Genomic DNA, 13,761 nt, shown 5'->3' on the forward strand with positions numbered 1-13,761 from the left:
TTGACATCGTCGCGACACGCCTACCTAACATGCATGCATGTTGAGTAAGTACCACTGGTGGCGGGACGCCGTGATCTACCAGGTGTACGTCCGCAGCTTCCTGGACAGCACCGGTGACGGCATCGGCGATCTGGCCGGCGTCCGGGCCGGGCTGCCGTACCTCAAGAAGCTCGGCGTCGACGGGATCTGGCTGAGCCCCTTCTACCCCTCGCCGCAGCACGACCACGGCTACGACGTGGCCGACTACCGCGGTGTCGACCCGCTCTTCGGCGACCTCGCCGAGTTCGACCTGCTGATGGCGGCGGCCCGGCGGCTCGGCATCAAGGTGCTGCTCGACATCGTCCCCAACCACTGCTCCAGCGAGCACCCGTGGTTCCGCGAGGCCCTGGCCGGCGAGCCCGGCAGCCCGGCCCGCGCCCGCTTCCACTTCGCCGACGGCCGTGGCCCCGACGGCAGCGAGCCGCCCAACAACTGGCACGCCATGTTCGGCGGACCCGCCTGGACCCGGGTCCCCGACGGCCAGTGGTACCTGCACATGTTCACGCCCGAACAGCCCGACTTGAACTGGCGCAACCCCGAGATCCCCGAAGAGTTCGACCGGACCCTGCGGTTCTGGCTCGACCGGGGCGTCGACGGCTTCCGCATCGACGTCGCCGCCGGCCTGTTCAAGCACCCCGGACTGCCCGACTCCGACGACCCGGAGGCCGACGCCCGCACCCGCGACTCGGTCAACCCGCTCGCCTGGAACCAGCCCGAGGTGCACGAGGTGTGGCGCCGCTGGCGCGCCCTGTGCGAGGAGTACGCCGGCCGGGACGGCCACGAGCGCCTGCTCGTCGGCGAGGTCTCCGTCCCCACCGCCCGCGAACACGCCCTGTACGTCCGCCCCGACGAGCTCCACCAGGCCTTCTTCTTCGACCTGCTCGGCGCCCCCTGGGACGCCGACGCCTTCCGCAAGGTCATCTCCGAGGCCATGCAGGACATCGCCGGCACCGGCTCCACGGTCACCTGGGTCCTCAACAACCACGACCAGGTCCGCACCGTCACCCGCTACGGCGAACCCGCCACCGAGGGCAGCGGTCTCGGCGCCGCCCGCGCCCGCGCCGCCGCGCTGCTGATGCTGGCGCTGCCCGGAGCCGCGTACATCTACCAGGGCGAGGAACTGGGCCTGCCCGAGGTCGTCGACCTGCCCGACGACGTGCTCACCGACCCGATCTACCGGCGCACCGGCAGCCGCGCCCGCATCCGTGACGGCTGCCGGGTGCCGCTGCCCTGGTCCGGGCAGGCCTCCCCGTTCGGCTTCACCTCCGGCGTGGAGGGCGTCAAGCCCTGGCTGCCGCAGCCCGACTACTTCGCCGAGTACGCCACCGACCGCGCCCTCGCCGACACCCGCTCCTTCTGGCACCTGTACCGCGACGGTCTCCAACTGCGCAAGTCCCTGCCCCAGTTGGGCGAGGGCACGCTGCGCTGGCTGGATGCCCCGCCGGACGTCCTCGCCTTCGTCCGCGGTGACGGCCTGGTCTGCGCCGTCAACTTCGGTACCGGCCCCGCCCCCGCGCCGGCCTCCGGCACCCCCCTGCTGTCCAGCGGCCCCTGCCCGCCCGGCGTCCTGCCCGGCGCCACGGCGGCCTGGTGGCTGAACGACCTGTGATCACCCGTCCCTGATGAAAGGTCCGTCAACGATGATGCGACGACGCACGACCCTGCTCACCGGCTGCACCGCCCTCGCCCTCGCCCTCGGCGCCACCGCCTGCGGCGGCGGACCCGTCTCGGCGGGCGGCGGCGACAAGGCGCTCAGCGGCCAGACCGTCACCGTGGCCGGCGTCTGGTCCGGCAGCGAGCAGAAGAACTTCCAGAAGGTGCTGGACGCCTTCACCGAGAAGACCGGCGCGAAGACCCAGTTCGTGTCGACCGGCGACAACGTCTCCACGGTCGTCGGCAGCAAGATCGAGGGCGGCAACGCACCCGACGTCGTGATGGTCCCGCAGGTCGGCGTCCTGAACCAGTTCGCGCGAAAGGGCTGGCTCAAGCCGCTCTCGCCGGCCGCACAGCAGACCATCGACGCCGGCTACGCCCCCGTCTGGAAGAAGTACGGCAGCGTCGACGGCACCCTCTACGGCCTCTACTTCAAGGCCGCCCACAAGTCCACCGTCTGGTACAGCCCCGACGCCCTCGCCCAGGCCGGGGTCAAGCCGCCGAAGACGTACGACGAGCTGCTCAAGGCCGGTCACACGGTGTCCGACTCCGGCCTCGCCGCCTTCGCGGTCGCCGGACAGGACGGCTGGACCCTCACCGACTGGTTCGAGAACATCTACCTCTCCCAGGCCGGCCCCGAGAAGTACGACGCCCTCGCCGCGCACAAGCTCACCTGGACGGACACGTCCGTCGTCGAGGCGCTCACCACCCTCGGCAAGCTCTTCAAGGACAAGCAGCTCATCGCCGGAGGCCGGAACGGGGCCCTCAACACCGACTTCCCCGGCTCCGTGGAGAAGGTGTTCGGACCCAAGCCCCAGGCCGGCATGGTCTACGAGGGCGACTTCGTCGCCGGCGTCGCCCACGACCAGTACGGCAAGGCCATCGGCAAGGACGCCGACTTCTTCCCGTTCCCGGCGGTCGGCGGCGGCACGGCACCCGTCGTCAGCGGCGGTGACGCGGCCGTCGTCCTCAAGGACGGCAAGAACGCCAAGGCCGGCATGAAGCTCGTGGAGTACCTGGCCACCCCCGAGGCCGCGGCCGTGTGGGCGAAGGCGGGCGGCTTCCTGTCCCCGAACAGGAAGCTGAGCCTTACCGCGTACGGCGACGACGTCACCCGCGCCACCGCCAAGTCCCTCGTGGGCGCCGGGGACTCGGTCCGCTTCGACATGTCCGACCAGGCACCGGCGGCCTTCGGCGGCACCAAGGGCACCGGCGAGTGGAAGCTCCTCCAGGACTTCCTGCGCGACCCGTCGGACCCGAAGGGCACGGCGGCGAAGCTCGAAGCCGCCGCGGCCAAGGCCTACCGGAACTGAGCGGCCCACCCATGACCGCCACCACTGTCGTGAAACAGCAGGCGGGCCCGCGTGCCGCCGCCGGCCCGGCGCCCGCGCGCCGCGGCCGGCGGCGTGCCCGGCTGATCGCCCTGCTCTTCGTCCTCCCCGCGCTGCTCCTGCTCGGCGCGCTCGTCGTCTACCCGGTGCTGTTCTCCGTCGGCCGCAGCTTCTTCGACGCCTCCGGTACCCGGTTCGTCGGCGGCGACAACTACACCGAGATGTTCCGCGACCCGGCCACCCTCAAGGCCATCCGCAACACCACCATCTGGGTCGTCGTCGCCCCCGCCCTGCTCACCGGCCTCGGCCTGATCCTGGCCGTCCTGGTGGAGAAGGTCCGCTGGGCGACGGCCTTCAAGCTGCTCCTCTTCATGCCGATGGCGGTGTCCTTCCTCGCCGCCGGCATCATCTTCCGCCTCGCCTACGACGAGGACCCGGACAAGGGTGTGCTCAACGCGGCCGTCGTCTCCGTCCACGACGCCTTCAAGGGCACCTCGACCTACCCGACCGCCCGGGGCCGCACCGGACTGCTCACCCAGGACCGGGACGGCTCCTACCGCACGACCGCCTCGGCGGGCGACACCGTGGTGCTGCCGATGGTCGGCGTGCTCCCCAAGGACCTGCCCGGCAACGCCTCACCCGCCCGTACGGCCGCGGCGCGCAGGGCCGCCCCCGGCGAACTGCGCGGTGTCGTCTACCTGGACTTCACCCCGGGCGGGGGCGGCAGGCAGGGCCAGGTCGACGCCAAGGAGAGCGGCCTGCCCGGCATGAAGGTCGAGGCGGTGCGCGACGGCGAGACGGTCGCGAGCGCGACCACCACCGCCGACGGCGCCTTCCGCTTCTCCGGGCTCAAGGCGGGCCCGTACACGGTGAGACTCCCGGAGTCCAACTTCGCCCCGCCCTACCAGGGCGTCTCCTGGCTCGGCCCGACCCTCGTCACCCCCGCGATCATCGGCGCCTACCTGTGGATCTGGACGGGTTTCGCGATGGTGCTCATCGGCGCGGGCCTGTCCACGCTGCCGCGCGACGCCCTGGAGGCCGCCCGGATGGACGGCGCCAACGAGTGGCAGATCTTCCGCCGGATCACCGTCCCGCTGCTCGCGCCCGTGCTCACCGTGGTCTTCGTGACCCTGGTGATCAACGTGATGAAGGTCTTCGACCTCGTCTACATCATCGCGCCCGGCCCGGTGCAGGAGGACGCCACCGTCCTCGCCACCCAGATGTGGCTGGTGTCCTTCGGCGGCGGCAACGACCAGGGCCTCGGCAGCGCCCTCGGCGTGCTCCTGCTGCTCCTGGTGATCCCCGCGATGGTCTTCAACGTCCGCCGTTTCCGCAACAGTCAACGATGAGGAGTCACCGATGAACGCGATCAGGCGCGGCCTGGGCAGCGGCCTGGTGCAGGCTTTCCTGGTGGTCATCGGCCTGGTCTGGCTGACCCCGCTGGCCGGCCTGTTCCTGTCCTCCCTGCGCTCGGCCCAGGACACGGCGAAGGGCGGCTGGTGGACGGCGCTGGCCAGCCCCGGCCAGCTGTCCTTCGACAACTACTCGGCGCTGCTGAAGAACGCGGGCATCACCCAGGCCTTCTGGAACACCGTGCTGATCTCGGTGCCGGCGACCACCCTGGTCGTCGTCATCGCGGCCCTCGCCGGATACGCCTTCGCCTGGCTGGACTTCCCGCTGCGGGAACCCGTCTTCCTGCTGGTGGTGGCCCTGTTGGTGGTGCCGGTGCAGATCGGCCTGCTGCCGGTCGCCAAACTCTTCGGTGCGCTGGGCCTGTTCGGCACGATCCCCGGTGTCGTCCTGTTCCACGTCGCCTACGGCCTGCCCTTCGCCGTCTTCCTGCTCCGCAACTACTTCGCGGACATCCCGAAGGAGATGCTGGAGGCGGCACGGATGGACGGCGGCAGCGAATGGCGCATCTTCACGCGCCTCGTCCTGCCGGTGGGCCGCCCGGCCATCGCCTCGCTCGCCATCTTCCAGTTCCTGTGGGTCTGGAACGACATGCTGGTCGCCCTGCTCTTCGCCGACAGCTCCTCACAGCCGCTGACGGTGGAACTCCAGTCGCAGATCCGCCAGTTCGGCAGCAACATCGACGTTCTCGCCCCGGGAGCGTTCCTGTCCCTGATCGTGCCGGTGGTGGTGTTCTTCGCGTTCCAGCGGCACTTCGTGCAGGGCGTGATGGCGGGGTCGGTCAAGTGACGGCAGGCGAGCGGCACACTTTGTGTGTACTTCATTCACAACAACTTCATATCGTGTCAGGTGCCCCGGGCATGTCGGGACTTGCGAACTGATAGGGAGAGATCTCCAGGGGGGCCGGTACGGGTGGATCTCCCTGGGCGCAGCTCAGGAGGTTCCCAGCCCATGGCTCACCAGCACCCGACCGTGAAGGCCGTCCTCGACGGCTGGCGGAACTCCCTGCTGGACATGGGCGGGCGCAACCGGCTGCTGCATTTCCGGCACGCCAGAACGGCGACCCTGGAGATCACCACGCCCGGCACCGACGCCCTCCTCGCGGACCTCGCGCGGGGCTGGGACTTCGCACCGGTCGTCGAACGGGGGACCGGAGTCGGGCTGGAGAAGGCCACCGACGAACGGGCCCCCTCCGCCGGCCGCGGCGCACGCCCGGGACTCGTCACCCACAAGAGCACGCAGGCGTCCCTGGACAGCGCGCTCTACCAACTGCGCCAGAAGTCCGGCCAGATGTACAACGACTACGGTCTGTGGGTGCTCTGGCTGGGCATCGGCATGCTCGACTGGCGCGAGGCCGGCGCCCACGAGTCCAGCGCGGCGCCGCTGCTGCTGGTCCCGGTGGAACTGCGCAGGGACGGCAACCGCCGCTACCGCCTGCACGCCGCCGAGGACCAGGAACGCATCCACAACCCGGCCCTCGCGGTGAAGCTGGAACGGCTCGGCGTGGACTGGAGTCCCGTCACCGGCACCGACGTCACCGACCTGCCCGGCGTCCTCTCCGCGGCACGCGCGGTCGCGTCCCGCCTCGAGGGCTGGTCCGTGGCGGACCGGGCGGTGCTGGGTCTCTTCGCCTCGCACCGTGAGGCGATGTACCAGGACCTGCAGCAGAACGAGGAGCAGATCCTCGCCCACCCCCTGGTGCGGGCCGTCGCCCTCGGACCCGACGCGGACGTGCCCGCCGGCCTCCTCTCCTTCGACCCGCCGGACGCGGACCGCATCGACGAGGTCCAGCTGCCCGAGCGGACGCCGCTGGTCCTCGACGCCGACGCCTCGCAGCGCCAGTGCATAGCCGCCGCCCTGGAGCAGCGGTCCTTCGTCATGAGCGGTCCGCCCGGCACCGGCAAGAGCCAGACCATCACCAACATGATCGCCGCGCTCATGCACGCCGGCCGCAGTGTGCTCTTCGTCAGCGAGAAGGCGGCGGCACTCGACGTCGTGCGCAACCGGTTGAGGAGCGTCGGTCTCGGTGACTTCGTCATGGCGCTGCACAGCGGTGACACGAGCAAGAAGGCGGTGGCCACCGAACTCGCCCGCGTGCTGACCACCGAAGCCCGCGTCACCGGAGCGGCGGAGCACGAACTGGAGCGGGCCCGCAAGCTCCGCGAGGAGCTGTCCGCGTACGCGGCGGCGATGAACGAGACCCGCGAACCCCTCGGCCGCACCCTGCACGACGTGCTGGGACGCCTGGTCCTCCTGGAGCAGTCCGGCACCCCGGCACTCGGTGCGGGCGACGTGCGGACGGTGCGCACGCTCAGCGCCGGAGCCCTCCAGGAACTCGCCGCGGCCGCCCAGGCCGTCGCCCGCGCCTGGCGCCCCGCCGCCGAGGGCGAGGCGTTCCCCTGGCGTGGACTGGTCGGCGACTCGGCGCACCAGGTCGTCATCGAGGCCGCCGACGCCCTCGACGGCCTGTCGACGGCGGCCGGGCGCCGCCCGTTCGCGGTCACCCAGGACGAGCCCCGCACGGTACGGGAGGTCCAGCAGCTCGTCCGCTCCCTGCGCTCCCGCCTCCCCGACGGGGCGACCGCGGGGGACGGCAGCGTGCCCGACGACGCCTCGGCACAGGCGGCCCAGCTCGCCGACCTGCTCGGCATGCCCAAGGCCGACCACCCCGAGGCGGCCTTCGACCTGTGCGAGCTGGCCGACCTCACCCACGCCGACCGGCGCCCGCCGAGCGGCTGGTTCGACCCGGACGTCCTCGGCCGGGCCCACACGGCGGCCCGGGAACTGCGCACGGCCCTGGACGCCGAGGCGGCCGCCCGAGCCGCCGCGGCCGACGTCTTCGGCGAGCAGGTGCTGCACCGGGCGGACCTGCCCGAACTGGCACAGCGCTTCGCCACGGAGCACCGGGGCCTGATGTCCCGCTTCTCGGGGCGGTTCAAGGACGACCGGGACGCCGTCGTCGCGCTCACCCGCACCGGCACCTGGAACAAGTCCCTCGTGGGCCGCCTGGAGGACGCCCTTGCCTGGCAGCGGGCCGCCACCGAGGTGACCCGGCTGGCCGACGGGCACGCGGACCTCCTCGGCAGGTACACCCCGCGCACCCTGGACGCGTGCGCGGACCTCGACGCCGCCCTGGCGACCGCCGACCGCATCGCGGCGCTGAGCGGCACCGCCGTACGGCGCGACCTGCTCGTCGAGCACCTCGCGGACGGGGCCGACACGGATCCACTGCCCGCGCTGCTCGCGGAGAACATCCGCCGGGCGCTGGGAGCGTGGTGCGCGGTCGCCGCCGCCCGCGCGGAGCGCTGGACCCGCTCCGCGACCGACCTGCTCGACCTCTTCGACGCGGACCGCCGGACCCGGCTCTCACCCGCCGTGCTCGGTCCCCTGGAGCAGGCGGGACAGGTGCTCGGCGCGCTGCGCGCCGACCCGCAGGGCCCCGAGGTGTGGCGCGCCCACCGCGACGGCCTCGCCGTGCTGAGCCGGTACGGCGCCGACGCGCTCGTGGGGAGCGTGGCCGAGCGCGGACTCGACCCGCGGTGCCTGCCCGACGTGGTCGAACAGGCGGTACTGCGCGCCTGGGCCGACGACGTCCTCGCCACCGACCGGCGGCTGCGCACCACCCGCGCCGCCGACCTCGACGCGCGGGTGGCCGACTTCCGGGCGGCCGACAGGCGGCTGATCGCCGCTGCCGGTGGCGCCGTCATCGAGGCGTGCAACAAACGCCGTCCCCGCAGCTTCGCCGGCGGCTCGGGCGCGGTGATCGTCCGGGAGGCGGAGAAGAAGACCCGTCACATGCCGGTGCGTGACCTGCTGGGCCGCACCCGCGAGGTGGTGCAGGCCGTCAAGCCCTGCTTCATGATGAGCCCGCTGACGGTCAGTCAGTTCCTGCCCGCCGGCTTCCACTTCGATGTCGTCGTCTTCGACGAGGCGTCCCAGGTCCGGCCCAGCGACGCCGTCAACTGCATCTACCGGGGACGCACCCTGATCGTCGCCGGTGACGAGAAGCAGCTCCCTCCGACCTCCTTCTTCGACTCCTCGGCGGACGACGACTCGGACGAGTACGACGACGAGACCCCCGACTCCTTCGAGTCGCTGCTGCACGCCTGCAAGGCCGGCGCCATGCGCGAACTCCCGCTGCGCTGGCACTACCGCAGCCGCCACGAGAACCTCATCACCTTCAGCAACCACGAGTTCTACGGCAACTCGATGATCACCTTCCCGGGTGCCCTGGAGGAGGGGAACGACGTCGGCGTCGCCTTCTTCGACGGCGGCGGTGTCTACGACCGGGGAGGCCGCCGGGACAACCAGACCGAGGCGGAGTTCGTGGCGCGACGCGTCCTGCACCACTTCGACACCCGTCCCGGCAGAACGCTCGGAGTCGTCGCGCTCTCCCAGGCCCAGGCGTCCGCCATCGACCTGGCCGTGCAGCAGGCCCGGCTGGCCCGGCCCGACCTGGACCACTGCTTCACCGAGGACCGTCTCGACGGCTTCTTCGTCAAGAACCTGGAGTCGGTGCAGGGCGACGAGCGCGATGTGATGATCATGTCGGTGGGCTACGCCCCCGACGAGAACGGAAAGCTGAGCCTCCACTTCGGCCCGATCAACAAGGGCGGCGGCTGGCGCCGGCTCAACGTCGCCGTGACCCGGGCCCGCTACCGCATGGAGGTCGTCGCCTCCTTCCGCGGGGCCGGCATGCCGGACAGCCCCAACGAGAACATCCAGTACCTGAAGCGCTACCTCGAATACGCCGAGAGCGGCCCCTCCGTCCTCGCCCGTGACGTCGTCCAGTCCGACGCCGAGCCGGACAGCCCCTTCGAGGAGTCGGTGCTCGCGGTGCTGCGCGGCTGGGGCTACCGGGTGCAGCCGCAGGTCGGCGTGGCCGGCTACCGCATCGACATCGGCGTACGCCACCCCGAACTGCCCGGCGCCTACGCGCTCGGCATCGAGTGCGACGGCGCGATGTACCACTCCTCGAAGGCCGCCCGGGACCGGGACCGGCTGCGCGAGCAGGTGCTGAACGGGCTCGGCTGGCGTCTGCACCGCATCTGGGGCACGGACTGGTACCGCGGCCGGGCCGCCGCCGAGCAGCGGCTGCGCGAGGCGGTCGAACAGGCGCTGGCCGACGGGCCACTCTCCGTGCCGGCCGCTACCGCGCCGCCCTCCGCCGCCTCCCCGGCGTCCACCGCGCCCGCACGGCCCGAGCCGGACGCGGCGCCGGCTCTCACCCCGCAGCAGCCGGAACGGGAGTACGAACGCGTCCCCGTGGACATCGCCTCCGAGCGGCAGTGGAGCACCCGGTACCGGACCAACACCGCCTCCGTCCTGCCGCGCCACGAACTGCACACCCAGGAGGCGCGTCCCCAGCTGAGCATCCTGCTGACCGAGGTCATCGAAACGGAAGGCCCGGTTCACGAGGACCTGCTGGTGCAGCGGGCGCGGGAGGCATGGGGCGTCGGCCGGGCGGGCAACCGCATCCGGGACAACGTCCGTGAGGTGGCGCTCGCCCTCGTCCGCTCCGGCCGGGCCACCGCCGACGGGCCGTTCTACGACGTCCGGGACCGGAACGCGCTGAGCGCCCGCCGGCCCGAGGACGGCACGACACCCCGCAAGATCGTGCACATCGCTCCCGCCGAGCGGCACCTGGCGCTGTACGAACTGGCCGCCGAGTGCCCGGGCATGACCGAGGACGAGCTGATCAAGCAGGCATGCGAGTACTTCGGCTGGCGGCGCACCGGCAAGGACATCCGTGACCGCCTCGCCTCGGACGTCGCCGAGCTGCGCCGGCAGGGCCGGCTGGACGGGGACCCGGACCGCGTCAACGCGGTGCGCTGAACCGGCCGGGGGACGCGAGAGGGGCGGCGGGAAGGATCCCGCCGCCCCTGTGCTCTGAGCCGTTCAGCCGCTCACGGCGACGCCGGCGGGTACAGCGACCTCGGCAGTTGCGCGGCCGCCGCCGAGTCCAGCAGCCACAGCGTGCGCGTGCGGCCGTACGCGCCCGCCGCCGGGGCCTGGATCTCGCCCGCGCCGGACAGGGCGATGGCCACGGCCTCCGCCTTGTCCTCGCCGGCCGCGAGGAGCCAGACCTCGCGGGCCGCGCGGATCGCCGGGAGGGTGAGGGAGATCCGGGTGGGCGGCGGCTTGGGGGCGCCGTGCACGCCGACCACCGTGCGCTCGGTCTCCCGGACCGCGGGCAGCTCGGGGAAGAGTGAGGCCACGTGGGTGTCCGGGCCGACGCCCAGCATGAGGACGTCGAAGGTGGGCACCGGGCCGTGGTTCTCCGGTCCGGCGGCCTTCGCCAGCTCCGCCGCGTACGCCTCGGCCGCCGCCTCCACGTCCGCGCCGTGCGGGCCGTCGGAGGCGGGCATGGCGTGCACGCGCTCCGGGTCCACCGGCACCGAGTCCAGCAGCGCCTCGCGGGCCTGCGTGACATTGCGCTCGGGGTCGCCCTCGGGGAGGAAGCGCTCGTCGCCCCACCACAGGTCGAGGCGGCCCCAGTCGATGGCGTCCCGGGCGGGGGCCGCCGCCAGCGCGGCCAGCAGGCCGTTGCCGTTGCGGCCACCCGTGAGGACCACGGACGCGGTGCCCCGGGAGGTCTGCGCGTCCACGATCTTCGTGATCAGGCGCGCCGCGGCGGCCTGCGCCATCAGTTCCTTGTCGTGGTGGACGACCAGCTGCGGAGTGCTCACTTCGCCGTCGCCTTCCTCACCGGTGCCTTCTTCGCCGGTGCCTTCTTCGCGGTCTTGGCCGCCGCCTTCTTCGCGGGGGCCTTGGCCGCTTCCTCGACCGGTTCCGGTACGGCGACCGGCTCGGCCGAGGACTCGGCGCCCGCGTCCCCGGCCGGCGCCCCGGACGCCTGCCGCGGCACCGTGTCCAGCCGCTCCACGCCGTAGCGCAGCGCCGACGCGTAGGTGTCGTCCGGGTCCAGCCGGCGCAGCTCCTCCGCGATCAGCTCGGCGGTGTCCCGCCGCTGCAGCGCCACCGCGCGGGCCGGCTGGCCCTCGATGGACAGCGTGGCCAGCGAGCCGTCGGCCCGGTCCAGCACGATCGGCCCGCAGTCGGTGTCCATGCGGACGGCCGTGAGCCCCGGCCCGGAGGACAGGGAGCGCTTCACCGGTACGTCCAGCCGGTCCGCGAGCCACATCGCCAGCAGCTCACAGCTCGGGTTGAACTCCTCGCCCTCGACCTCGACGGCCGTCACCCGGCAGGTGACCTGGTCGAGCGCCGCCGCGAGCATGGAACGCCACGGGGTGATCCTCGTCCAGGACAGGTCGGTGTCGCCCGGCGTGTACGCCTCGGCGCGGGCCGCCAGCTCCCGCACCGGCTGCTCGGCCGCGTAGGTGTCGGTGACCCGGCGCTGGGCGAGCGCGCCCAGCGGGTCCTTCGCCGGGTCGAGCGGGGCGTTCACCGGCCACCACACGACGACGGGCGCGTCCGGCAGCAGCAGCGGCAGGACCACCGAGTCGGCGTGGTCGGCGGCCTCGCCGTACAGACGCAGGACGACCGTCTCGCCGGTGCCCGCCTCCGCGCCCACCCGCACCTCGGCGTCCAGCCGCGAGGACGTACGGTCGCGCGGGGAGCGGGAGACCCGCTTGATGACCACCAGCGTGCGCGAGGGGTGCTCGCGCGAGGCGTCGTTGGCGGCCTTCAGGGCGTCGTAGGCGTTCTCCTCGTCGGTGACGATGACGAGGGTCAGCACCATGCCGACGGCGGGCGTGCCGATGGCTCGGCGGCCACGCACGAGCGCCTTGTTGATGGCGCCGGCGGTGGTGTCGGTCAGATCTATCTTCATGGCCGGCGCCAGCTCCGTCCGTCTCGTGCGAGCATCTCGTCCGCCTCCACGGGACCCCAGGTGCCCGACTTGTACTGCGCGGGCCTGCCGTGCGTGTCCCAGTACTCCTCGATCGGGTCGAGGATCTTCCAGGACAGCTCCACCTCCTCCGTGCGCGGGAAGAGGTTGGCGTCGCCCAGCAGCACGTCCAGGATCAGCCGCTCGTACGCCTCCGGGCTGGACTCCGTGAACGACTCGCCGTAGGCGAAGTCCATGGAGACGTCCCGGATTTCCATCGAGGTGCCCGGCACCTTGGAGCCGAAGCGGACGGTGACGCCCTCGTCGGGCTGGACGCGGATGACGATCGCGTTCTGGCCCAGCTCCTCGGTCGCCGTCGTGTCGAACGGCGAGTGCGGGGCCCGCTGGAAGACGACCGCGATCTCGGTCACCCGGCGGCCCAGGCGCTTGCCGGTGCGCAGGTAGAAGGGGACACCCGCCCAGCGGCGGTTGTCGATCTCCAGCTTGACCGCGGCGTAGGTGTCGGTCTTCGACTTCGGGTCGATGCCCTCCTCTTCGAGGTAGCCGATGACCTTCTCACCGCCCTGCCAGCCCGCCGCGTACTGCCCGCGCACGGTGTCGGCGCCCAGGTCCTTCGGCAGCCGGACGGCGCCGAGCACCTTCTCCTTCTCCGCGGCCAGCGCGTCCGCGCCGAAGGAGGCGGGCTCCTCCATGGCCGTGAGGGCCATCAGCTGGAGCAGGTGGTTCTGGATGACGTCCCGGGCGGCGCCGATGCCGTCGTAGTAGCCGGCCCGGCCGCCGATGCCGATGTCCTCGGCCATCGTGATCTGGACGTGGTCCACGAAGGACCGGTTCCAGATCGGCTCGAACATCGTGTTGGCGAAGCGCAGCGCCAGGATGTTCTGGACGGTCTCCTTGCCGAGGTAGTGGTCGATCCGGAACACCTGCTCCGGCTCGAACACCTCGTGCACGACCTTGTTCAGCTCCTCGGCCGACGCCAGGTCGTGCCCGAACGGCTTCTCGATGACCGCTCGCCGCCAGGAACCGCCGGTCTGGTCGGCCAGACCGTGCTTCTTCAGCTGCTGGATGACCACCGGGAAGGAGCGCGGCGGCACGGACAGGTAGAAGGCGAAGTTGCCGCCCGTGCCCTGTGCCTTGTCCAGCTCCTCGATGGTGGCGCGCAGCCGCTCGAATGCCTCGTCGTCGTCGAAGGTGCCCTGGACGAAGCGCATCCCCTGGATGAGCTGCTGCCAGACCTCCTCGCGGAACGGAGTACGCGAGTGCTCCTTGACCGCGTCGTGGACGACCTCGGCGAAGTCCTCGTGCTCCCAGTCGCGGCGGGCGAAGCCCACCAGCGAGAAGCCCGGCGGCAGCAGACCCCGGTTGGCGAGGTCGTACACCGCGGGCATCAGCTTCTTGCGCGACAGGTCGCCGGTGACGCCGAAGATGACCAGGCCCGACGGTCCCGCGATGCGCGGGAGCCGTCGGTCGGCCGGGTCACGAAGCGGGTTCGCTCCGGAACCGGAAACGGGTGACAAG

General features: G+C 72.0%; 8 protein-coding genes. 5 read left to right on the forward strand and 3 right to left on the reverse strand.

Annotation, left to right across the window (positions count from 1 at the left end):
- Window positions 1–37: 37 nt before the first annotated feature.
- From AB0946_RS23675 to AB0946_RS23695, 5 genes are all read left to right on the forward strand, one after another.
- Window positions 38–1,648 carry a glycoside hydrolase family 13 protein gene (locus AB0946_RS23675; RefSeq protein ID WP_366762628.1) on the forward strand — a complete coding sequence of 537 codons (1,611 nt, stop codon included), beginning with the start codon at window positions 38–40 and terminating at the stop codon, window positions 1,646–1,648.
- A 31-nt stretch (window positions 1,649–1,679) separates the two neighbouring features.
- Entirely contained in the window at window positions 1,680–3,005 is a 1,326-nt protein-coding gene (locus AB0946_RS23680; protein ID WP_366762629.1) for an ABC transporter substrate-binding protein, read from the forward strand.
- Between the two features lie 11 nt (window positions 3,006–3,016).
- Window positions 3,017–4,372, forward strand: coding sequence for an ABC transporter permease subunit (locus AB0946_RS23685; RefSeq protein ID WP_366762630.1), 1,356 nt, complete (start codon window positions 3,017–3,019; stop codon window positions 4,370–4,372).
- Between the two features lie 10 nt (window positions 4,373–4,382).
- Complete coding sequence (locus AB0946_RS23690) at window positions 4,383–5,222, forward strand: carbohydrate ABC transporter permease (RefSeq protein ID WP_366762631.1); 840 nt, start codon at window positions 4,383–4,385, stop codon at window positions 5,220–5,222.
- A 162-nt stretch (window positions 5,223–5,384) separates the two neighbouring features.
- Window positions 5,385–10,268, forward strand: a complete 4,884-nt coding sequence (locus tag AB0946_RS23695; protein WP_366762632.1) for a DUF3320 domain-containing protein — start codon at window positions 5,385–5,387, stop codon at window positions 10,266–10,268.
- A gap of 71 nt (window positions 10,269–10,339) precedes the next feature.
- On the opposite strand, the gene pgl is transcribed toward AB0946_RS23695, so the two are convergent.
- From pgl to zwf, 3 genes are read right to left on the reverse strand one after another with little or no spacing between them, the layout of a single operon-like run.
- Complete coding sequence (gene pgl, locus AB0946_RS23700; RefSeq protein ID WP_366762633.1) at window positions 10,340–11,122, reverse strand: 6-phosphogluconolactonase; 783 nt, start codon at window positions 11,120–11,122, stop codon at window positions 10,340–10,342.
- A complete protein-coding gene (gene opcA, locus AB0946_RS23705) occupies window positions 11,119–12,225 on the reverse strand; it encodes a glucose-6-phosphate dehydrogenase assembly protein OpcA (protein WP_366762634.1) in 1,107 nt (368 codons plus the stop codon). The genes pgl and opcA overlap by 4 nt, the downstream gene beginning before the upstream one ends.
- The gene (zwf, locus tag AB0946_RS23710) at window positions 12,222–13,760 is read right to left on the reverse strand and encodes a glucose-6-phosphate dehydrogenase (protein ID WP_366762635.1); all 1,539 of its coding nucleotides are present in this window, start codon (window positions 13,758–13,760) and stop codon (window positions 12,222–12,224) included. Before zwf ends, opcA begins: the two co-directional genes overlap by 4 nt.
- Window position 13,761: the final 1 nt, after the last annotated feature.

Source organism: Streptomyces sp. NPDC046870, assembly GCF_040704595.1.
Classification (GTDB): Bacteria; Actinomycetota; Actinomycetes; order Streptomycetales; family Streptomycetaceae; genus Streptomyces; species Streptomyces argyrophylli.